This window comes from Bradyrhizobium sp. WYCCWR15520, from assembly GCF_056174665.1.
On the sequence record NZ_JBWBWM010000018.1, the window covers coordinates 113,690 to 138,662 of the forward strand.

The following is a 24,973-nucleotide window of genomic DNA, read 5'->3' on the forward strand; positions in this document are numbered from 1 at the left end:
ATGCACAAAGACAACCTTGTCGAACGATTGCGCGAACACGCCGCGGTGCGCCCGGCTAAGGTGGCGTTGCGTTTCCTGGAAGGCGACGATGTCGCCGACGAGCTGACATTTGCCGCGCTCGATGCGCGGATAAGGTCCGTCGCGACCAGATTGCAGCAGTTGAACGGCGCGGGCGAGCGGGCGGTGATCCTGCTGCCGAGCGGAATCAACTATGCCGTCGCCTTTTATGCCTGTCTATATTCGGGTGTGATCGCGGTGCCGGCGTATCCGTCGGAGGGCGGTCCCGAGCGCTATGCAGGACGGCTCAATGGCATTCTGCGCGACGCGGCGCCTCGCTTCATCCTGGTGGAGACGGCCCTGCGTTCGGCCGTGGAAGCAGCGCTTCCCGAGCTGGCCAACGTCCAGGTCATTGCGGTGGATACGATCCCGCCTGAACTCGCCACGGAATGGCGCGAGACGAGACCTGCGGCTGATACCATCGCCTTCCTGCAGTACACTTCGGGCTCGACATCGCAGCCGAAAGGCGTTTGCGTCTCGCATGAAAATCTGACGGCCAATGAGAAGGCGATCCAGGCAGCGACCGGTGGAACGCCCGATGATATCTTCGTGAGCTGGCTGCCGCTCTATCACGACATGGGATTGATCGGCGGGTTGCTGAATCCGCTGTTTACAGGCTTTACCGCCGTCCTGATGTCGCCGCGCAATTTCCTCGAGCGGCCGCGGCGCTGGCTGGAGGCGATCGATCGCCACGGCGGTACGATCAGCGGCGGGCCTGACTTTGCCTACGCGCTTTGCGCCGATCGCATTTCCGATGACACGATCGGCCGGCTCGACCTCAGCCGCTGGCGGTTCGCATTTTCCGGATCGGAATTCGTCCGCAAGAACACGCTCAGGCGGTTCGGCAAGCGATTCGAACGCGCCGGGTTCGACCGGCGGGCGTTGACCGCCTGCTACGGCCTGGCCGAGGCGACGCTGCTGGTATCGGCGGGTGACTTCAAGACCGAAACCGCCAGCTATACGCTCGATACCGCAGCGCTTGCCGCGGGCCGCGTTGCGAGCGCTGAAGAGGGCACCGACCTCGTGGCGTGCGGGAAAACGGTTGCCGGTCATGCCACGCGCATCATGCGCGTCGACGGATCGGCAACGGCCGAGGCGGACGAAGTGGGCGAGATCTGGGTCGCCGGTCCCAGTGTCGCGGCTGGATACTGGAATAATCCGGAAGCTACGCAGAAGGCCTTCGTCGACCGCGACGGCATCCGCTGGCTGCGCACCGGTGATGTCGGCTTCGTCAGGGACGGCGCGCTGGTCGTGACCGGCCGGCTCAAGGATCTCCTGATCGTTCGCGGACAGAACGTCTATCCGACGGACGTCGAACAGGCGGTCGAAGCCGAGGTGGAACAGGTCCGTAAGGGGCGGGTTGCCGCGTTTGCGGTCGAGATCAACGGGCGGGAAGGCATCGGGGTCGCGGCGGAGTTCAGCCGTGCCGTTCTCAAGCGCAGCGATCCCGAGGCCCTTGCGCATGCGGTCGGCGAGGCGGTCCTGCGGCAGGCGCAGGAATATCCGGCCGTGATCGTCCTGTTGAATCCGCAAGCGATGCCGCTGACGACCAGCGGTAAGCTGCAGCGTTCGGCCTGCGCGGCGCGCCTGGCCGACAATACGCTCGATAGCTTTATGGTGTTCGAGAGGGGACGCCGCCGCGACGGCGCCCCGTTCACGGCGCCAGCGAACGATACTGAGCATGCCGTGGCCTCGATCTGGTGCGATGCGCTCGGCGTAAGGGCCGTGCATCGCGAGGATGATTTCTTCGTGCTCGGCGGAAACTCGATCGCGGCCGGCCAGGTCGCGGCCGCGATTCGCGAACGCTTCAGCGTGGAATTGGAGCTACGCAGTTTCTTCGACACGCCGACGCTCGCAGCCTTCGCGGGTCATATCGATAGTCTGGCGCGAACCGGCGCAGGACGGGCACTGCCGCCGATCCCGCGGGCAGCGGCCGCCGATCGCGCGACGCTGTCGCATGCGCAGGAGCGGCTATGGTTCCTCTGGAATATGGATCCCACTGGGACGGCCTATACCGTTGCCAGCACAATCCGCCTGAAGGGACGGCTCGATCATGCCGCCTTGTCGCGCGCGATCGGCGAGATCGTTCGGCGCCACGAGGTGCTGCGCACCACGTTTATCGCCAGAGATGGTCGTGCAACGCAGATTATCCACGATGCCATGAACGTCGGTATCAGGCACGAGGATCTCAGCTTACATCCCGCGGGCGACCGCGACGAACATGTCGCGGAGCTCAGGCGGTCCGAGCTCGGCAAGCCGTTCGACCTCGTGAACGGGCCGTTGTTGCGGGCGGTGTTGCTTCAGTTCGCCGATGACGCGCATGAACTGCTGCTGCTCGCCCATCACATCGTCGTCGACGGCTGGTCGCTCGACGTCATGCTCGAAGAGCTGGCCGGGCTCTACCGCAGCGCCATCGGGCAGGACACCGGCGCGCCGCCGATCCCAACGATTCAATATGCCGATTTCGCAGCCTGGCAGCGAAACTGGCTCGCGGGAGGCGAGGGTGACCGGCAATTCGTATATTGGCGCGCGAAGCTGGGCGATGTACATCCGGTTCTCGCTTTGCCTCACGACAGGGCGCGAACGGCAACGCAAAGCCATGCCGGGGATACGATCGGCCTTGCAATCGACGGCGCACTGGCCGCGCGGCTTCGGGAGATTGCCGCAAAGCATCGCGTAAGCGTGTTCATGCTGCTGCTCGGCGCGTATCAGGCGCTGCTATTTCGCTATACTGGGCAGAACGATCTGCGGGTCGGCGTGCCGGTCGCGGGGCGCCGGCAGGCGCAGCTCGAGCGTCTCATCGGCTGTTTCGTCAACACGCTGGTGCTGCGCGCCGAGATTGCCGATGACGCGACGTTTCCGAACCTGCTGCAGCAGGTCAAGGAATCGGTGATCGAAGCGCTGTCGCATCAGGATCTGCCCTTTGAAATGCTGGTCGATAGCCTGCGCCCGGAACGCAGCGGCGGCCACAACCCGCTGTTTCAGGCCAAGTTCAACTACATGGCGGCTCCGCGAGGATTCGACGGCGTCGACGGGCTCACTGCCGAGATCGACATCATGGATCTCGCGGGCTCGCATTTCGATCTCGCGCTTGATGTCGTCGACGGCGCCGGTGGCATGAAGGCGACGTTCAACTATGCGACTGATCTTTTCGATTCCCCGACGATCGCGCGCCTGGTCGCACAGTTCGGTTCGATGCTGCGCGAGATCGCTGCCAATGCAGAGCGACGGGTATCGGAGTTCGTGATTGAGGATACGAACCGGCAGATCGTGAACAGCCAAACCGTCGCGTTTGGATTCACCGATGTGATCAGCCTTCACCGCGCGTCGACAGCCGACAAGCAGGCGACGGTTGCCGTCCGATGCGGCAGCGAAACCCTGACCATGGCAGATCTCGAGCAAAGATCGAACCGCATCGCGCATATTCTCGCCGGCAAGGGCGTGACGCGTGAGGTGCCGGTTGCGTTGTGGATCGAGCGCTCACCCGCCTTCATCGTTGCGCTGCTCGGTGCGCTGAAGACGGGCGGCGCCTATGTGCCGCTCGATCCGAAATGGCCGCTGGAGCGCGTCAGGCGCATCCTGAAGGATGGGGACATCGAAATCGTGCTGGCGGCCGGCGAGAAGCTGGCCGAAGCGCGTGGGCTCGATTGCCTGGTGCTCGATGCGGACACTGAGGCGACGCGCGAAGAAACACCAAGTGTACCGCCGGGCACGGTGATCCACCCGGCGCAGATTGCGTATGTCATCTATACGTCGGGATCGACCGGAACGCCGAAGGGCGTTGCCGTCTCGCACGGTGCCCTGGCCAATTACGTGCAAGCCTTCTTGCAACGCCTGCAGCCGCGACCATCGGCAACCATGGCGATGGTCTCGACCGTGGCGGCCGATCTCGGCCACACCGTTATGTTCGGCGCACTTGCGGCCGGCGTGACGTTGCATCTCTTGTCTCACGAAGCCGTGTTCGATGCGGATGCATTCGCGCAAGCCATGTGCGAAGGCGACGTCGGCATCCTCAAGATCGTGCCCAGCCATCTGCGCGGGCTGCTGCAGGCACAGCGCTCGGCCGATCTGCTGCCAAGCGATGCGCTCATTCTGGGTGGAGAGGCCTGCGATGCAGCGCTGCTCGAAGAGATCAGGCAGTTGCGGCCGCAATGCCGGATTCTGAATCACTACGGGCCGACGGAAACGACGGTCGGCGCGGTGACCCATGAATGCAAGCCTGCACGTGAGAACGGGCCGATACCGATCGGGCTGCCGCTCGCCAATTTGCGCGCCTATGTTCTGGATGACGCACTGAATGAAGTACCGATCGGTGTCACCGGCGAACTCTATATCGGCGGCGCCGGCGTCGCGCAGGGCTATCGCGGCGCGGCGGGCCTGACGGCCGAGCGTTTTGTGCCCGATCCATTTGGACAGGCCGGAGGGCGGCTCTATCGAACCGGTGATCGCGTCCGCTGTGACCGGGAAGGCCGGCTGATTTTCCTCGGCCGCACCGACGATCAGATCAAGCTGCGCGGCTATCGCATCGAACTTGGCGAAGTCGGCCGCGCCATCAAGGCGCTGAAAGGGGTCGATGACGCCGTGGCTATCGCCCGCGCGATCGGCGCGAGCGCCGAGCGGCAGGAACTCGTGGCTTACTGTGTGCCCGCCAATGGCGGGACCTTGCAGCCGGAGGCGGTCAAGCAGCAGCTCTCTGCGGTCGTACCCGAATATATGGTGCCGTCACACATTATTATTATGCAGCGACTGCCTCTCACGCCCAATGGCAAGGTCGACCGCAAAGGGCTGCCGGAACCGACGGAAGCGGCGGCCGCGCCGGGCTATGCCGCGCCCATGGGAGACACCGAGGAGGCAATCGCGGCAGTCTGGAGTGAAGTGCTCGGTCGCGATCGCATCGGCCGCAATGACAATTTCTTCGAGCTCGGCGGCGATTCCATCCTCAGCCTGCAGATCATTGCCCGCGTGCGCAAGCGCGGCATCCGCCTGACGCCGAAGCAGATTTTTGGCCAGCAAACGATTGCTGCCTTGGCAGCCGTCGCGGCCGTGACGGCAACACCTGCTGCTAAAAAGGAGAAGCCGGACACACAGACAGCGGCCGGCGGCGATCCGGCATCCGGCATGCGTCATCTGCTGCCGATCCAGGCCCGCTTCTTTGCTGAGGATATCGGCAACCGGAATCACTGGAACCAGGCGGTGCTGCTGGTCCCGCGGGCGCAGATCGACTGGGAAACGCTGCGGCGTGCGCTTGCGGCCGTCGCGGAGCACCACGATGCGCTGCGCCTGCGGTTCAAGCAGGCGAGCGGTGCGTGGCAGGCGGAGCAGGGCGTTCTTCCGGCACCGTCGGAATTATTGCGGATTCATGCTGACGTCGGTGATGCGACACAGGTTACCGTGCTTGCTTCCGCCGCGCAGGAGAGCCTGTCGCTGTCGTCGGGTCCTTTGCTGCGCGCGGTCGGGATGGATCTTGCCGATGGCAGCCAGCGGCTGCTGCTCGCCATCCATCATCTGGTTGTCGATGGCGTATCCTGGCGCATCCTGCTGGAAGACCTGGCCTCGGCCTATGATCAGCTGAAGCAGGGCGGCGCCGTTACGCTGGCGCCGAAGAGCGACTCCTATGCGTCATGGGGCGAGCGGCTGCACGCCTACGCGGCGACCTCGGAGCTGGCTGACGAACTGCCCTTCTGGCTCGATTGCGGGGCAGGGGCGAGCTTGCCGTGCGATGACGATCATGGTGGCATCGATCTCGTCGAGGACGGCGAGGAAGTGTCGCTGGTCCTCGATGCCGAGATGACATCGAGGCTGCTTGAGGAAGCGCCCTCCGCCTATCGGACGCAGGTCAACGATCTGATGCTGGCGAGCCTGGCGCGCGCCGTCTCGCGCTGGAGCGGGCGTGACGATGTGACGGTCGAGCTTGAAGGCCACGGTCGCGAGGACATGTTCCCCGGCGCGGATGTTGCCCGCACGGTCGGGTGGTTCACGACGGCATTTCCAGTGCGGCTGCAAGGCGCATCTAGCGACGACGCTTCGCTGATCAAATCGGTCAAGGAAAGGCTTCGCGCGATTCCGAACCGCGGGCTTGGCTATGGCGTGTTGCGCCATCTCGGCTCCGAAGCCCAGCGCCATGCCCTGGCGCAGTTGGCGGAGCCGCAGGTCGTCTTCAACTATCTCGGCCGGTTCGATGGCAGCATGGGCGCATCCTCGCGCTTTGCGTTTGCGTCCGAGAGTGCGGGTCCGTCTCGGAGCCCTGCTGCTTCCATGCGCGGCTGGCTCAACATCACCGGTCTGGTGCGTGAAGGACGGCTGCAATTGTCCTTTGGATTTGGACGCAAGCGCTATCGGCGCGAGACGGTCGAGCGGCTGGCAGGGCTTTACGAGACGGCCTTGCGCGAACTGGTGGCCCATTGCTGCAGTGGAGCGTCTGGCCTCACGCCGTCGGACGTTACGTTGTCCGGGCTCGGTCAGGCCGATCTCGATCGGCTGGGCACGGCGCTGGATCTTCGCGCTGTCGAGGACATCTATCCGCTCTCGCCGATGCAGCAGGGCATGCTGTTCCATGCACTCCGGGATGGCGACAACGATGCCTATGTGAACCAGGTCGGGCTCGAACTGTTCGGGTTCGATGCCGATAAGCTTCGGACGGCGTGGCAGGCGGTGAGCGACCGGTACGCCGCGCTGCGGACCGGCTTTGTGTGGCAGAGTCTTTCGGGCGCCGCGCAGCAGGTGGTTTACCGCCATGTGGTGGTGCCTTTCGTCGAAGAGGATTGGCGCCAGCGCGCGGCGGCGCTTGAACGCAGCGGAGAACGTGCAGGGCTGGATGCCGCGCTGGCCGAAGTCTCCCGGCGGGAGCGCGAGCAAGGCTTCGACGTCGCGCAGCCGCCGCTGCAGCGAGTGCGCCTGATCCGGCTCGACGACAAGCGCCACTGGCTGATCTGGACCCATCACCACATCTTTGTGGACGGCTGGAGTTCGGCCCGGCTAGTTGCGGAGGTACTGCGGCATGTGAACGGCGCTTCGCTGCCGGCCGTGCAGGGCAGCTATCGCGACTACATCGCGTGGCTGCAGGGCCGCGATCACGCAGGCGCCGAAAAATTCTGGCGCGATGCGTTGGCCGGGCTCGAAGCGCCGACCCTGCTGGCGAATACGCTGGCCACGGACAAGACATCGGCCGAGGGACACGGCAGCATCGCGCTTGCGGTAAATGCGGAACTGACCGAGCGGCTGAAGACGTTTGCGAAGCATGAGCGCGTGACGCTCAATACGCTCATTCAGGGCGCGTGGGCGCAGTTGTTGCGGCGGCATTTGGGTCAGGCGGCCGTCAGTTTCGGCGTGACCGTATCGGGGCGTCCGGCCGAACTGCCAGGCTCCGAGGAGATGGTGGGTCTCTTCATCAACACACTGCCGATCGTCGATGCGCCAAGCCCGCAAGCTGGCGTCGGCGATTGGCTGCGTCAGTTGCAAGAGCAGAATCTCGCGTTGCGCGAGCACGGCTGGACGCCGCTCTACGAGATCCAGCGCCTTGCCGGCCATGCCGGGCAGACGCTGTTCGACAGCATCCTGGTGTTCGAAAACTATCCGATCGATGAGGGCCTGCGGCGAACCGGCGAGAGCGGCGCTCGCCTGGGGCGCGTCGACCATGTCACGCCCACCAACTATGCGCTGGCGGTGGCCGTGTTTGCCGGAACCGACCGACTCAATCTCGAGTTCAATTACGACGCGGCACGGTTCGACGAGGCGGCCATCCGGCGTCTTCGCGACATGCTGCACGGGTTGCTGGAACGGATCGTGGCCGATGCTGACCGTCCGCTCGGACATCTCGGGTCGGCAGTCGGTGACGAAGCCCGAACGGTCCTCAACTGGAGCCGCGCGGCGCATTTGGCATCGCCTGCTTCCTCTATCGGCGTCGTCGCCCATATCGAGGCGCAAGCCGCGCAGGCGCCGTCTGCTGTCGCGATCTTGTGGGGCGACCAGCGCGTCAGCTATGGCGAGCTGAACGCCCGCGCAAACCAGCTTGCGCGGCGACTTCGTCGCTGGAACATCGGCACGGATCGCCTGGTCGGCATCGCTTTGCCGCGCAACCCGGCAATGATGGTCGCGCTGCTCGCAGTCCTGAAGGCAGGCGGCGGCTATCTGCCGCTCGATCCGGACTATCCGGCCGAGCGGCTCGCCCACATGCTGCGCGACGGCGGAGCGAGCCTGGTATTGACTCAAAGCGCGCTGCTCGAACCGCTCGCGCCGGTGCTAAGTGGGGCCGGCGTCGAGGTCTGCTGTATCGATGAGGCGTCACCGCTCGCCGGGGAATATACCGGCAACCTGAACATTGAAATCCATCCGGACAGCCTTGCCTATGTGATCTACACGTCGGGATCGACGGGTATGCCGAAGGGCGTAGCTGTCGAGCACGGGCCGCTCGCCATGCATTGCGAAGCGATCGGCCGGCTGTACCGCATGACGTCGCGCGACCGGGAATTCCAGACGGCATCGATCAATTTCGACATCGCTCACGAGCGATGGCTGGTGCCGCTGGTGACCGGCGGGTCGCTGGTCCTGCCGTCCAGGCCAGGCCTGCTGATCGACGACCTCGTCAGCGAGATTGAAAGACACTCGGTCTCGACGATCTTTCTGCCGCCAGCCTATGCGGATCAATTGAGCGCGGCGTTGTGGCAGAGGGGGCGCAGGCTTGCGATCAGGGCGTGCATCGTGGGCGGCGAAGCCTGGTCGGATACGGGCATCAAGGCACTCCGCCGGGCCGTCGATGTTGATCTTCTCGTCAATGCCTATGGCCCGACCGAGACGGTGATCGCGCCGACGGCGTGGCCCGTCGACGCCGCCGCGCTGACGCCGGGCCAGGCCGCGCCGATCGGGCGGCCCGTTGGTAACAGGTCCGCCTACATCCTCGATGCCGATCTCAACATCGTGCCGGTTGGCGTCACCGGCGAGCTGTTCATCGGCGGTATCGGATTGGCCCGCGGCTATCTGAACCAGGGCGCGTTGACGGCGGAACGGTTTATCCCGGATCCGTTCGGCGATAACGGCGCCCGTCTCTATCGCACCGGCGACCTTGCGCGCTGGCGGGCGGATGGCGTGATCGAGTATGTCGGTCGCGCCGACCAGCAAGTGAAGATACGCGGCTTCCGGATCGAACTCAGGGAGATCGAGGCGCGCCTGCTCGAACAGCGTGGCGTGCGCGCTGCGGCCGTGGTGGCGCACGAGAGCAGGACCGGACGCCAGTTGGTCGCCTATGCGAGCGGCGAGGCTGCGCTCGACGGCCGCAAATTGCGCGACGCGCTGTCGACCATTCTGCCTGATTACATGGTGCCGGCGACGATCGTCGTACTCGAGCAGTTGCCGCTGACCCCCAACGGCAAGATCGACCGGCGGGCGTTGCCGGCGCCGCACGAGGATGCGCTGGTCCGCCGTGGCTATGAGGCGCCCGAGGATGAAATCGAGATCGCGCTGGCGAAGATCTGGGCCGAACTGCTCGGCGTCGACAGGATCGGACGCCACGATCACTTCTTCGAGCTCGGCGGGCACTCCTTGCTTGCCGTGCGGGTGCTCAGTCGGGTGTCGCAGGAGATCGGCGTATCGATCCCGGTCTCGGATCTGTTCGTTCACCCGGACCTGGCTTCGTTCGCGCGTGTCGTATCGATCAGGCTGATCGAGCAGGAGTTCGATGCCGAAGAACTCCAGGATCTGATCGCGGCGGGGCAGTGAATATGGCTGATGCAGCAAAGCCGAGTTTACGCGATCTGGATCCCGCGCAGGTGAGGAAACTCCTGTCGCTGGCCAGAGATCGCGGCAAAAATGTCAACAGAAGTGGAGCCAGCTCGATTCCTGCGGTGCCGCGCGATGGGCCGCTCGAACTGTCCTTTGCACAGCAGCGGCTGTGGCTGCTGGCGCAGCTCGATGGCGCCAATTCCAATTATCACATTCGCGGCGCACTGCGCCTTTCGGGTGATCTTGATGTCGGGGCATGGTGTCAGAGCCTCGACCGGTTGTTTGCGCGTCACGAGGCGCTACGCAGCGTCTTTCGTGTGGTAGATGGACAGCCGCGCGTTGAACTGCTGCCGGTTAACGAACATCTTCCGGTGCTCCAACATGATCTGCGCGGTCGCGACGATATCGAACAGGAACTCGCGCGCCTGTGTCGCGAGGAGGCCGGTGCGCTGTTCGATCTTGCCGCAGGGCAATTGATCCGCGGCCGCCTGATCCGGACGGCGGAGAGCAAGTATCTCTTCCTGCTCACGCAGCATCACATCATATCCGACGGCTGGTCGATGGCCGTGCTCGTGCGCGAGCTCGGGGCCCTTTACCAGGCATTTTCGGCAGGCGAGGACGATCCGCTGCCGCCGCTGGCAATTCAATATCCGGACTATGCCGCCTGGCAGCGGCAGTGGCTGGCGGGCGAACGATTGCAGCGTCAGGTCGATTATTGGCGCCGGGCGCTCGCGGATGCGCCCGCCGTGCTGGAATTGCCGACCGACCGGCCGCGATCGCCGGAGAGATCACTCGCCGGCGCCTCGTTGCCGATCGAGATCGATGCTGATCTTGCGATCGGCATCAGGCGGCTCAGCCAATCGCACCGCACGACGCCATTCATGACGGTACTGGCGGCATGGGCGGCAGTGCTGGCAAGGCTTTCCGGGCAGACCGATCTCGTGATCGGTACGCCGACAGCTGGCCGCAACCGGCGTGAGATCGAGGGCCTGGCCGGCTTCTTTGTGAACATGCTGGCGCTCCGTGTGAATCTCTCGGGAGAGCCTGATGTAGCCGGGTTGCTCGACCGGGTGCGCACCACGGCGCTCGCGGCCCAGGATCATCAGGATCTGCCGTTCGAGCAGCTCGTCGAGATCATCCAGCCGCCGCGGCGGCTAGAGCATCCGCCGGTCTTTCAGGTCGTGTTCGCCTGGCAGAACAACGAAGCGGCAGTTCTTGAGCTGCCCGGGCTCAAAGCCGAGATCGCCGATATCCCGCTGCAGCAGGTCAAGTTCGAACTCGAGCTCAATCTGGGCGAGGCGGACGGCCGCATTGTCGGCACCTTGAATTATGCAACGGCGCTGTTCGACGAAGCGACGATCCGCCGTCAACGGGATTATCTGCTGGCCTTACTGCGTGCGATGGTTGCCGATGCGGATCAGATCGTCGACCGGATCGATATTATCGGCGCTGAGGAACGCAGGCTCGTTCTGAATACATGGAACGAGACTGCTGCTCTGTTCCCGTCCGAGCGCTGTATCCACGAGCTGTTTGTGGAGCAGGTTCGGAGAGCGCCCGAAGCCGTTGCGCTGGTCCACGAGGGCGTTCGCTTGAGCTATGGCGAATTGGATGCAAGCGCCAATCAGCTCGCACGGCACTTGATCGCATTGGGTGTCGGTCCGGATCAGCCGGTCGCAATCTGCCTGCGGCGCGGCATCTCTATGGTCGTCAGCCTGCTGGCCGTGCTCAAGGCGGGCGGCGCCTATCTGCCGCTCGATCCGGCCGATCCGGCGGAGCGGCTGCGAGAGATCGTCGAGCATGCAAAGCCGAAACTGCTGGTCGCGGATCATGCCGGACGCGCGATATTCGCGAATGCGACGTGCGAGATTCTCGATCTGGAGGCGAGTGCTTCGGCCATTGCCGGCCTGGCGACATCTGCTCCGGCCGTTACAGGGCTTACATCGCGGCATCTCGCCTACGTCATCTACACGTCCGGTTCGATCGGAGGGCCGAAGGGGGTGGCCGTCGAACATCGCGGCCTGGTAAATCTGGCGCTGGTCCAGCGCGCGCTGTTCGAGGTTTCTCCACGCAGCCGCGTCGTGCAGTTTGCCTCCTTCAGCTTCGACGCCAGCACCTGGGAAATCGTCATGGCGCTGTGCTCGGGGGCCGCGCTGTTTCTCGTCGGCCCGCGCGAGCTTCAAAACACTTCGGAACTGCTCGGCTACCTCGCGGATAACGCGATCACGCATGCGACCTTGCCGCCGGCGATGCTGCAGGGACGTGGCGACCTCGACAGGCTGGCGTCGCTGCGGGTGCTCGTTCTCGGCGGAGAATTGCCCAAGGCTGAACTCATGAAGGGACTGCCGCCGGGCGTTGCCGTCTTCAACGGCTACGGTCGGACGGAAGCAACGGTCTGCGCCACCACCTGGCGGCGGCCGGCGGGCTTTGGCAACGACGTCGTCCCGATCGGCCGCCCGCTTCCGAATACGCGGATCTATCTGTTGGATGGATTTGGTGCGCCCGTTCCGCTCGGGGTGGTCGGCGAGATCTATATTGGCGGGGCAGGGGTCGCCCGTGGATATTTCAATCGCGCCGATCTGACGGCGGAGCGCTTCGTGCGCGATCCCTTCGCGGGGGATGTGACCGCGCGCATGTACCGCACCGGCGATCTCGGCCGTTACCTGCCGGATGGCAACATCGAATTCCTCGGCCGCAATGATCACCAGGTCAAGATTCGGGGCTTCCGCATCGAACTCTGTGAGATCGAGGTTCGTCTCAACGAGCACGCCGGTGTGACCGCTTCGGTGGTACTGATGCGTAACGATCGAAGCGGCGACCCGCGGCTGGTCGCCTACCTGGCCGCGCGTGGGGACGATAACGCGGCACCCGATGCTGGTGAATTCGCGGCCGCGCTGCGCAGTCATCTTCGTGCGCGCCTGCCGGAATACATGGTGCCGGCTGCCTTCGTGCGGCTGGACGCACTGCCGCTGACGCCGAATGGCGAGGTCGATCGTAAGGCGCTGCCTGCGCCGGAGGATGATGCTTTTGCAAGACGCGGCTTTGAATCGCCGCAAGGCGAGATCGAGAAAACCGTTGCAAAGATCTGGACCGAGGTGTTGGGCGTCGACCGGATTGGACGCAACGATCACTTCTTTGAACTAGGTGGCCACTCGCTGCTTGCGATCCGCATGCTGGAGCAGTTGCAGCGTCATTCGCTCCGCGCCGATGTGCGCACGCTGTTTGCGAAGCCGGTGCTGGCTGATTTCGCCGCCGGCCTCAATGGTGACGGAGGGGGCGACGTTCCGGCTAACCTGATCACGCCGCGGACGACGGCGATTACGCCTGAGCTGTTGCCGTTGATCGCGCTGACACAGCCCGACATCGACAGCATCGTGGCCGGGGTGCCCGGCGGCGTCGCCAACATCCAGGATATTTATGGCCTGTCGCCGCTGCAGGATGGCATCCTGTTTCACCATCTGCTGTCGAAGGAAGGCGACCCATATTTGCTGGTCGGCCAGATGGCGTTTGCAAGCCGCGACTTGCTCGATCGCTATCTCGCCGCCGTTCAGCAGGTCATAGACCGCCACGACATTCTGCGCACGTCCATTGCGTGGGACGGGTTGTCCGCTCCGGCCCAGGTGGTCTGGCGAAGGGCTTCCGTGGTTGTGAGAGAGGTCGTGCTGGACGGCGAAGGTCCCGCGCATGACCAGCTTGCGCGGCGCTTCGACCCGCGTCGCCATCGGATCGATCTTGGCCAGGCGCCGCTGCTGCAGTTTGCGGTTGCGCGCGATCCCGGCAAGGAGCGGTGGCTGCTTTTGGTGTTGCTGCATCATTTGATCGGCGATCACTCGACGCTGGAGGGGATGCACGACGAAGTCCGGAAGATATTGTCCGGGCGCGGTCACGAGCTTTCGGCACCGTATCCGTTCCGGAATCTGGTGGCGCAGTCACGCAGGTTGGCGGCTACCGCCGAGCATGAGCGCTTCTTCCGAAGCATGCTGGCCGATATCGACGAGCCGACCACGCCGTTTGGCCTCGATCGGGTGCATGGTGACGGTGGTGGCGTGACGGAAGCGCGGCGAATGCTGCCGGACCAGCTCAACGCACGGCTTCGCGCGCTGGCGCGGCATATGGGCGTGAGTCCTGCCAGCCTCTGCCATCTTGCCTGGGGTCAGGTGGTGGCGCGAAGCAGCGGCCGGGAGCACGTCGTGTTCGGCACGGTCCTGTTCGGCCGCATGCACGCCGGCGCCGGTGGCGATCGCACCATGGGCCTGTTCATCAACACATTGCCGCTGCGGCTCGATATCGATGGCACGGCGGTCGAAGATAGCGTTCGCAAGGCGCATGCTCGGCTGGCCGAATTGATGGCGCATGAGCACGCCTCGCTGGCGCTCGCGCAACGATGCAGCGGCGTTGCCGCGCCGGCGCCCCTGTTCAGTTCGATCCTGAACTACCGGCACAATGCGAAGCCAGAGGCGGCGTCAGCGGATCAGGGCGGCGCAGGCCTGCACGGCGTCGAGTGGCTCGGCGGCGAGGAGCGTACGAACTATCCCCTGATGATGGCGGTCGAGGATTATGGCCAGGCGCTCGGCCTGACCGCCCAGGTCGTCCATCCGCTCTCGGCCGCTCGCATCTGCGCCTTGATGCAGCAGGCGCTGGATCAACTGGCTGAGACGCTGGAGCAGGCGCCTCGCTCTCCGGTCCGGCAACTTGATGTTCTGCCCTCCGAAGAGCGTCGGCTTCTGCTGGAGACGTGGAATCGGACGCAGGCACAATATCCACGAGACCGCTCGTTTGTCGCACAATTCGAAGCGCAGGTCCGCCAATCGCCCGACTCAATTGCGCTGGTGTTTGGCGAGGAGGAGTTGAGTTATGGCCTGTTGAATGCACGTGCCAACGGGCTGGCGCGGCGGCTGCGCGAGCGCGGCATCGGAACCGATGTCGTGGTCGGGCTGGCGCTCGACCGCGGCGTCGAGATGATGGTCGCGCTGCTGGCGGTGCTGAAGGCGGGCGGGGCGTACCTGCCGCTCGATCCGGATTATCCGGCCGAGCGGCTGGCGCACATGCTGCGCGACAGCGGCGCCGCGCTGGTGCTGACGCAAAGCGCGCTGCTCGCTCAGTTCGCTCCGGTGCTGGAGGAGACCGGCGCCGAGACGTGGCTGCTCGACGAGCAGGAAGGCGAGAGCGGGGAAGGCAATCTTGATGTTGCCGTGCACTCCGAAAGCCTCGCCTATGTGATCTACACCTCGGGCTCGACCGGGGTCCCCAAGGGCGTGATGGTTCGCCACGACGCGGTGACGAACTTTTTGGCGACCATGGCGGAGCAGCCGGGCATGACAGCCATGGACCGCGTGCTCGGCCTGACGTCGTTGTCGTTTGACATCGCGGTGCTGGAGCTGTGGCTGCCGCTGACACTCGGGGCGTGCGTGGTGCTGGCGGATCGCGCGGCCGCGCATGATCCGGCCCGGCTGAAGGCCATTGTCGCCCGGCAGGGCGTCACCGTGATCCAGGCGACACCCTCGACCTGGCGGATGCTGCTCGACCATGACGGATCATCGCTGCCGGCGAACTGCCGGGTGCTGGCTGGCGGCGAGGCGCTGCCGCCGGATCTGGCGCGGCGGCTGGTGGCGCAGGCGGGCGAGGTCTGGAACCTGTACGGCCCGACCGAGACCACGGTGTGGTCGGCGCGTCATCGCCTCGATGCACAGGACGACCGCCCTGTCTTGGGCGGTCCGATCGGCAACACCACGCTGCATATTCTGGATAACGACCTCAACCTCGCGCCGGTCGGGGTTGCCGGCGAGCTCTATATCGGCGGCGCAGGATTGGCGCGCGGCTACTGGCGGCGCGGCGCGCTGACGGCGGAGCGCTTCATCCCCGATCCGTTCGGTCCGCCGGGATCGCGGCTCTACCGCACCGGCGACGTGGCGCGATGGCGGTCCGACGGCGTGCTCGAATATATCGGCCGCGCCGATCACCAGGTGAAGATCCGCGGCTTCCGGATCGAGCTCGGCGAGATCGAAGCGCGGCTGTTGGGGCAGGATGGCGTGCGCTCGGCGGTGGTGGTGGCGCGTGAGGCCGGCGCGGGGCGCCAGCTCGTCGGCTATGTCAGCGGCGCGGCATCGCTGGATGCGGCGGTGCTCAAGACTGCGCTGTCGTCGGTACTGCCGGATTACATGGTGCCGGCGCGAATTGTAGTTCTGGACCGGCTGCCACTGACGCCGAACGGCAAGATCGACCGCAAGGCGCTGCCGGCGCCGGATCAGCTCGCGGCGTCAGCCGAGCACATCGCGCCGCGCACGCCGGCCGAGGCGAAGCTCGCTGCGATCTGGGCCGACCTGCTGCGCCGGCCCGACATCGGCGTCACCGACAATTTCTTCGAGCTCGGTGGCGACTCGATCATCTCGCTGCAGATGGTGAGCCGCATCAAGCGCGATCTCGGCCACGACCTGCCGCTGAACCGGCTGTTTGAAATGACGACCGTCGAAACCATGGCGGCTGCGCTCGCGCCTGAGATCGAGGTCGACAAGCGCAGCGACGACATCGCCGCGATGCTCGACATGCTGAAGGAAGTCGAACTTGCCGATGAGTGACACCGCGACCACGCAGAAGCAGCAGCTTCGCGACATCTCTCTACGCTTGATGCGCCTTGATGCCAACAAGCAGCATGCGTTCCTGACGCAGCTCGCGGCGAAGGGCGTCAATCTCGCGATGCTGCCGATTGCGCGCCAGGAGCGGACGCGGGCGCCGCTGTCCTTTGCGCAATCGCGCCTCTGGTTCCTGTGGCGGATGGATCCGGATGGCGCCGCCTACAACATCTCGGCGACCGTGCGGGTGCGCGGCAAGCTTCAACGGCGCGCGCTACAGCAGGCCTTCGACACGCTGATCAGCCGCCACAGCGCGCTTCGCACGGTGTTTCGGCAAGAGGGCAGGGAAGCCGAGCAGATTGTGCTCGATCCGCGTCCGGTCGCGTTGCGGCAGGTGACGCTTGACGGCGACGACTGCGAAGGGCAGGCGCGTCTGCTGGCGCGGCAGGAAGCATCGCTGCCGTTTGATCTCGAAGCCGGCCCGCTCATGCGCGCTGCGTTGCTGACGCTGGGAGAGGACGATCATTTTCTCGTCGTCAGCCTGCACCACATCGCGGCCGATGGCTGGTCGATGGGCGTGCTGGTCGACGAATTCTGGAAACTGTACGCGGTGGGTGCGTGTGACGAGACGCCGGCGCTGCCGGAGCCAGATATCGAATATACCGACTATGCCGAATGGCAGCGGCTCTGGATGAGCGCGGTCGATGGCGAGCGGCAGGTCAAGTATTGGACCAGCCGTCTCAAGGACCCGGCCGTGCTGCAGCTTCCTATCGACCGGGCGCGGCCGGCGGTGCCTGGTCTCGCCGGATCGGCGCTTCGCATGACGCTCGATCCGGCGCTTGCCGATGGCCTGCGCGCGCTGGCACGGCGGCACCAGACCACGCTGTTTGTCGTCCTGCTGGCGAGCTTCAAGCTGTTGCTCTATCGCTACACCGGCCAGTCCGATATCAGCGTCGGCGTGCCCGTCGCCAATCGCCACCGCGATGAAACCCGCGGCGTCATCGGGCTGTTCGTCAACACTCAGGTGCTTCGCACCGATATCGACGGGCGTGCGACGATCGCGGACTTCATCGCGTCGGTCCATGCAACCACGATCGAAGCGCAGGAGAACCAGGATCTTCCGTTCGAGCGATTGCTTGAAATCCTGCAGCCCAAGCGCAGCCTGAGTCAGAATCCGCTTTTCCAGGTTCTCTACAACCACCAGCGCCGGCGCGTGTCGGGCAATCCGCCTGACCAGACCGGCCTGCAGATCGAAAAGGTCGAGCCCGAAATCGAAACAGTCAAGTTCGACCTCGCGCTCGACAGCGAGGAGGGGCCGTCGGGCGAAATCCGCGCGCTCTTCACTTACGCAACCGCGCTGTTCGAGGCGACGACGATCGACCGTCTTGCGTCGCACTGGATCACGGTCCTGAAGGCGATGGCCGACGACGGCGCGCAGCCGATCGCCGGCATGGCGCTGCTTTCCGAACAGGAATGGGCTCGGCTGCGCCAGTGGAACGGCGTGGATGCCGGGACGGCCACGCCGTTCGCGCCGGTGCATCAAACGGTTGCCAAGTTCGCGCGTGAAACGCCCGATGCTCCGGCGCTGATCTTCGGCGATGAGGTGATCTCCTATGCCGAACTCGATCGTCGGGCCAATCGGCTCGCGCACCGCCTGATCCGCCTGGGCGTCGGTCGCTCCGACCTCGTCGGCATTTCGGCGCGGCGTTCGCCGTCTCTCGTCATAGCCTTGCTTGCCATATGGAAGGCGGGCGCGGCCTATCTGCCGCTCGATCCCGAGCATCCGGCGAAACGGCGGGTCAGCACGATGCGCGACGCCGGCGCGCGCTTCGTGCTGGTGGATGCAGAAGGTTCTGCGCTGACGTCGCCACCGCCCGGCATCGCCGTTGTGTCACTCGATGCGACTGATCCTGACCGTGAGACCGAGGGTGATCCGCGGATCGCGGTGGCCCCAACAAACCTTGCCTATGTGATCTACACGTCGGGCTCCACCGGCATTCCGAAGGGCGTCGCGGTCGAGCACGGGCCGTTCGCGATGCATTGCAAGGTGACCGCCGGGCTCTACGATATGGACCGGCACTCGCGCGAACTGCACTTCCTGTCCTTTACCTTCGATGGCGCCCATGAGCGGCTCTGGACCGCGCTGGCCTGCGGCGCTGCGCTCGTGATGCGTGACGCGAATTTGTGGTCGGCCGAGCAGACGCTCGACGTGCTGCGCCAGCAGCGCGTCACCAACGCCGGCTTCCCGCCGGCCTATTTGCAGCAACTCGCCGACTTTGCGGCGTGGCGCGGCGATCCGCCGCCGGTCGATCTTTATTCCTTCGGCGGGGAAGCGATGCCGAAGGCGGGCTTCGACAAGGTCAAGCGCGCGCTCAAGCCGCGGACATTGATCAACGGCTACGGCCCGACCGAAACGGTGGTGACGCCGCTGGTCTGGAAGGTCGACGCCAGCGAAGAAATCGACGGTAACTATGCGCCGATCGGCCGTCCGGTCGGACGCCGCTCGGCCTACATTCTGGACGGTGATCTCAACGTTGTGCCGGTCGGGGTGACCGGCGAATTGTTCATCGGCGGCGAAGGATTGGCGCGCGGCTATTGGCGGCGCGCGGAACTGACGGCAGAGCGGTTCATTCCCGATCCCTTCGGTGCGCCCGGCGCGCGGCTATATCGCACGGGCGATCTGGCGCGATGGCGTGTCGATGGTGTGATCGAATATGTCGGCCGTTCCGATCATCAGGTGAAGATCCGCGGCTTCCGGATCGAACTCGGCGAAATCGAGGCGTGGCTGATGCGGCAGGGTGGCGTGCAGTCGGCCGTCGTCGTTGCCCGAGAAGCCGGCGTCACCCGCCAACTGGTCGGCTATGTTGCGGGTGACGGTGCGTTTGACGTAGCGGCGATGCGCGCTGCACTTTCGGACGAACTGCCCGACTACATGGTGCCGGCCCGCATCATGAAGCTTGAGCGGCTGCCGCTCACCGCTCACGGCAAGGTGGACCGCGAAGCCCTGCCGGCTCCCGAGATGCCCGCTGCGACTTCCGCGCATGTCGCACCGCGAACCGCGGCCGAGACGACGCTGGCCGCGATCTGGGCCGAACTGCTTGGCCAGCCTGTCATTGGCGTCGACGACAATTTCTTCGAGCTTGGCGGCGATTCCATCATCTCGCTGCAACTGGTCGGCCGCGCCCGCCAGGCAGGCCTCGTAATCGAACCACGTGACGTTTTCCGGCATCAGACGTTGCAGGAGCTGGCGCTGATAGCGCGCATCGAACAGACGGAGAAAGAGGTCGTTCCTGAAAAGGAGATTGAGGGAAGCGACCATCCGTTGTTGCCGATCCAGGCGCGCTTCTTCAACCAGGATGCCGGCGAGCGCCATCACTGGAACCAGGCCGTCCTGTTGACGCCGAAGGCGCGGCTCGATTGGTCAATCATGGAACGCACGGTTGCCGCGATCGTAGCGCATCATGCCGCCTTGCGTCTCCGCTTCGAGGAGATCGATGGGGCCTGGCGGGCGACCTATGGTGCCGCGCCAGTAATTTCGGAACTGTTGTGGATTCGAAGCGGCATACGCGATGCCGCCGAAGTGACGGTGGTCGCTTCTGCGGCTCAGGCCAGCCTGTCGCTGGCTGGGCCGCTGTTGCGCGTGGTCGGCATGGACCTCGCCGATGGCAGCCAGCGACTCCTCGTCGTCGTGCACCATCTCGTCATCGATGGCGTGTCGTGGCGCGTGCTGCTCGAAGATTTTGCCGCGGCGTACGGACAGATTCAGCAAGGCGCGTCGTCGATCGCGTTGGCGAAGAGCCAATCCTACGCATCCTGGGCTGCGCGGCTGCAGGCCTATGGCGGCACCGAAGCGCTGGCGGCCGAGTTGTCCTATTGGCTCGAACGAGGGGCGTGCGCCGATCTGCCCTGTGACGACGATCACGGCGGCGTCGATCGGGTTGCCGATGGCGAGGAAATTTCGCTAGTGTTCGACGCGGGCTTGACGACGCGGCTGCTGAAAGAGGCGCCGTCGGCGTACCGGACCCAGGTCAATGATCTCTTGCTGGCGGCACTGGCGCGGGCGGTATCGCGCTGGAACGGATTTGACGATGTCGTTGTCGAACTCGAGGGGCACGGCCGCGAGGATGTTTTCGCAGGCCTCGATATTTCCCGCACCGTTGGCTGGTTCACCACCGCTTTCCCCGTGCGTTTGCCGGGTGGCTCCGCTGACGACGCTTCGCTGATCAAGTCCATCAAGGAGGAGCTCCGGGCGATTCCGGCCCGTGGGTTGGGCTACGGCATATTGCGCTATCTCGGCACCGAGGCGCAGCGCAACGCGCTGGCGGCGCTTGCCGAGCCGCGCATCGTCTTCAACTATCTCGGTCAGTTCGATTCCAGCGTGGGTGAGAGCGCGCCGTTCCGCCTTGCGCAAGAGAGCGCCGGGCCGGCACGCAGCGACAGCGCGCCGCTTGGCCGCTGGCTGAGCATCAACGGCCAAGTGCGGGAAGGCCAGTTGCGGTTGTCGTTCAGCTACGGCCGCAGGCGTTACCGCCGCACGACGATCGAGCGCTTTGCGGAGCATTATGCGGCGGCGTTGAGAGAACTTGTCGACCATTGCACCGGCGGTGCCCGCGGCATGACGCCTTCGGACTTTTCCCTGTCGGGATTGAGTCAGACTGATATCGACCTCTTGAGTGAAACGATAGATTGTCGCGAAATCGAGGACATCTACCCGCTGTCGCCGATGCAGCAGGGCATGCTGTTCCATGCGCTGCGCGATGGCGAGAGTGGCAATTATGTCAACCAGGTCGCCCTCGAAGTGCGTGGCCTCGATCCCGGCCGGCTGCGCGCTGCCTGGCATGAGGTCAGCGCTCGCCATGCGGTGCTTCGAACCGGCTTTGCATGGCGCGAACTATCCGGCGCGGCGCAGCAGGTGGTCTATCGCCATGTGACGCTGCCGTTCCTGGAAGAAGACTGGCGCGAACATGCGGCCATGGACCAAAACGAACGCGAGGCCGCATTGGCCCGCGCAGCGCAGGCCGAGCATGCCAGGGGATTCGACCTGGCGCAGGCGCCGCTGCAGCGCGTGCGGTTGATCCGGCTCGATGAAAGCCGCCACTGGTTGATCTGGACGCATCACCATATCCTGCTCGATGGCTGGAGCTCGGCGCGACTGATGGCCGAGATATTGCAGCACGAACGCGGCGGCCGCTTGTCCCCGGTGCGGGGGCGCTACCGCGACTACATTGATTGGCTGCAAAAGCAGGACCGCGATGCTTCGGCGACATTTTGGCGCTCGGCAATGGCCGAGCTCGACGAGCCCAGTTTCCTCGCGGATACGCCGGAAGGCCCCGCGACGGCAGGCGCATCAGGTCATGGCTCGCTGGACCTGCTTCTCGCCGTAGATCTAACGACAAAACTGCAGGGGTTTGCCAAGCGTGAGCGCGTCACGCTGAACACGCTGCTGCAAGGCGCGTGGGCGCAATTGCTGCGCCGTCACACCGGCCAGCGCGTAGTCTGTTTCGGTGCGACGGTGTCGGGCCGGCCGGCGGAGATCAGCGGCTCCGAGGATATGGTGGGCCTGTTCATCAACACGCTGCCGGTCGTGGATCTGGCAAACCCGCAAACCGATGTGGGGACGTGGCTTCGCGACCTGCAGGAACGCAACATCGATCTGCGTGATCACGGCTGGATGCCGCTCCATGAGATACAGCGTCTCGCCGGCCGAGCCGGGCGCGCGCTGTTCGACAATATCCTCGTCTTCGAGAACTATCCGATCGATCAGGCGCTGCGCGGCGAAAACGAAAGCGGCCGTCGCTTTGGAAAAGTCGAGCAGGTCTCGATTACCAACTATGCGCTGACGGTGGCGGTGTTCGCCAAGAGCGACGGCATCAATCTGGGTTTCCGCTATGATCGCGGCCGGTTCGATGACGACCAGATCAGATATCTGCAGGCGTCTCTCTCGCGGCTGCTTGCCGAGATCGTGGCGGATGCCTCCCGACCGCTCGGTGAACTCAGTGGCCTCGATGCCGATGAGACGCGGAGGGTGCTTGGCTGGAGCGGCGGCTTTGCCAAGGCTCCGAACTTCGGCGGCAGCATCGTTGCACAGGTTGAGGCACGTGCGGCTGCCTCACCATCCGCGATTGCGCTGGTGTTTGGCGGCGAGGAAGTCAGCTATGGCGATCTGAACACGCGCGCCAATGGCCTGGCGCGACGGCTGCGCGACCACGGCATCGGTCGCGACCGGCTGGTTGGCCTTGCGCTGGAGCGCAGTGTCGAGCTGATCGTCGGTGTTCTCGCCGTGCTGAAGGCAGGTGGCGCCTATCTGCCGCTCGATCCGGATTATCCGTCGGATCGGCTGTTGCACATGGTGCGTGACAGCGGAACAACCCTGGTACTGACGCAAGGCCGATTGCTGCAGCGCCTCGCACCGGTGATGGCTGGAGCGGTCGCTGAGGCCTGGACCATCGAAGGAGAGAGTGAGGCTTGGACGGGCGAGCCGGCCCGCAATCTCGCCGTCGCGATGCATCCGGATAGCCTGGCTTATGTCATGTACACGTCCGGATCGACGGGCATGCCCAAGGGCGTGGCCTGCTCGCATCGTGCCCTCGCTGCGCGACTCGGCTGGATGCAGGCGGAATATCGCCTCGATGCCGGCGAGACCTTGTTGCAGAAGACGCCGTTCAGCTTCGACGTCTCGGTCTGGGAGATCCTGTGGCCGCTCGCGGCCGGCGCACGGCTTGCGATTGCCGCGCCCGGCGCACATCGCGAGCCGCGACTTCTGGTGGAAGCCATTATCGCGCATGAAGTGACGACGCTGCATTTCGTGCCGCAGATGCTCGAGCATTTCGTTGCCGAGCCCCAAGCCAAACGCTGCGTGTCGCTCAAGCGCTTGTTTGCCGGCGGCGAAGCCTTGTCGGTGGAGCTGAAGGCGCGCGTGCTGGCAGGGTTCCCCGATGTGCGCTTCGATAATCGCTACGGCCCGACCGAAGCCTTGATCAATGCGACGTTCTGGAACTGCCGCGATGACGATGCGGCGCGCGTGCCGATCGGACGGCCGATCCCGGGTACGGCAATTCGCATCCTCGATGCTGAACTGAACATGGCCCCGGCCGGCGTGACGGGTGAGTTGTTCATTGGCGGGGAAGGACTCGCGCGCGGCTACTGGCGGCGCGGGAAACTGACGGCGGAGCGCTTCATTCCCGATCCCTTCGGCGGGCCCGGCGCGCGGCTATATCGATCGGGAGATCTGGCGCGCTGGCGTGCCGATGGCGCGATCGAATATGTCGGGCGCGCCGATCACCAGATCAAGATTCGCGGCTTCCGCATCGAGCTTGGCGAGATCGAAGCGCGGCTGCTGGAACAGCCCGGTGTTCGGCACGCGGTGGTGGTGGCGCGCGAGGTCGGGGCCGGACGCCAGCTGGTCGGTTATGTCAGCGGCGCGGGCGAACTTGAGGAAGCGTCGCTGCGGACGGCGCTGTCATCCGTTCTGCCCGATTACATGGTACCGTCGCGGATCGCGGTGCTGGAACGGCTGCCGCTGGCGCCGAACGGCAAGATCGACCGCCAGGCGCTGCCGGCGCCTGACGCTGTCTACGAAGGCGCAGAGTACCAAGCACCACGCACGCCCGCCGAAGTGGCGCTTGCGGCGATCTGGGCCGAATTGCTCGCCCGGCCTGCCGTTGGTCTTGCCGACAATTTCTTCGAACTCGGTGGCGATTCGATCATCTCGCTGCAGATGGTGAGCCGGGCCCGTCGCGCCGGCTATCTGATCGAACCGCGCGATGTGTTTCAGCATCAGACGCTGGAAGCGCTGGCGCTTGCAGCGCGCACCGATCAACACAGTGAGGTGCTCGCCGATCAGGGGCAGGTCACCGGCCCGCATTCACTGCTGCCGATTCAGGCCCGCTTCCTTGCCGAGGACGCAGGAAGGCGCGACCACTGGAATCAGGCAATACTGCTAAGGCCGAGGGACCGCCTCGATTGGGATGTCATGCGGCGCGCGCTAGCGGCCGTGGTCGATCATCACGACGCGCTGCGGCTTCGCTTCGAAGAAGGCGAGGGAGGTTGGCGCGCGGAACACGGCGTTGCGCCAACTGCGGCGGATCTGCTTTGGGTCCGACGTGCGGCCGATGGAGAGGGCGTGACGGCGCTGGCTTCGTCGGCGCAGGCAAGCCTCTCGATATCCGGAGGGCCATTGCTACGTGCGGTCGGCGTCGACGTCGCCGATGGCAGCCAGCGCTTTCTGATCGCGATCCATCATCTGGTCGTCGACGGCGTGTCATGGCGGATTCTGCTGGAAGATGTTGCCGCCGCATATGCGCAACTCGCGCAAGGCATGGTGGTGCTTCCGTCGAAGAGCCATTCCTATGCATTGTGGGGTGAGCGGCTGCATACCTATGTAACATCGCCGGCGCTGGCCACGGAACTGTCCTATTGGGTCGAGCGCCATGTGAAAGCGGACATCCCTTGCGATGACGATCATGGCGGCATCGATCATATCGCCGAGGCCGACGAGGTGCTGCTCTCATTCGAACAGGAATTGACGCAGCGCCTGTTGAGGGACGCGCCATCCGCCTATCGCACGCAGATCAACGATCTGCTTCTCGCCGGCCTCGCACGCGCCGTCTGGCGCTGGAGCGGACAGGACGAGGTCC

At 64.9% G+C, this 24,973-nt stretch carries 3 protein-coding genes (1 of these 3 only partly in view); all 3 read left to right on the forward strand.

Features of this window, described 5'->3' with window-relative positions:
• Tightly spaced (each overlapping or abutting the next), the 3 genes in view from AC0QUY_RS21535 to AC0QUY_RS21545 form a layout consistent with a single transcriptional unit that may run on beyond the window.
• Entirely contained in the window at positions 1-9,768 is a 9,768-nt protein-coding gene (locus AC0QUY_RS21535) for an amino acid adenylation domain-containing protein (RefSeq protein WP_475388274.1), read from the forward strand.
• A complete protein-coding gene (locus tag AC0QUY_RS21540) occupies positions 9,765-16,343 on the forward strand; it encodes an amino acid adenylation domain-containing protein (RefSeq protein ID WP_475388275.1) in 6,579 nt (2,192 codons plus the stop codon). The genes AC0QUY_RS21535 and AC0QUY_RS21540 overlap by 4 nt, the downstream gene beginning before the upstream one ends.
• Positions 16,336-24,973 carry the 5' portion of a non-ribosomal peptide synthase/polyketide synthase gene (locus tag AC0QUY_RS21545; RefSeq protein ID WP_475388276.1) on the forward strand. 7,778 nt of this gene lie beyond the right edge of the window, so only the first 8,638 of its 16,416 coding nucleotides appear in the window; it begins with the start codon at positions 16,336-16,338; its stop codon lies off the right edge, out of view. Before AC0QUY_RS21540 ends, AC0QUY_RS21545 begins: the two co-directional genes overlap by 8 nt.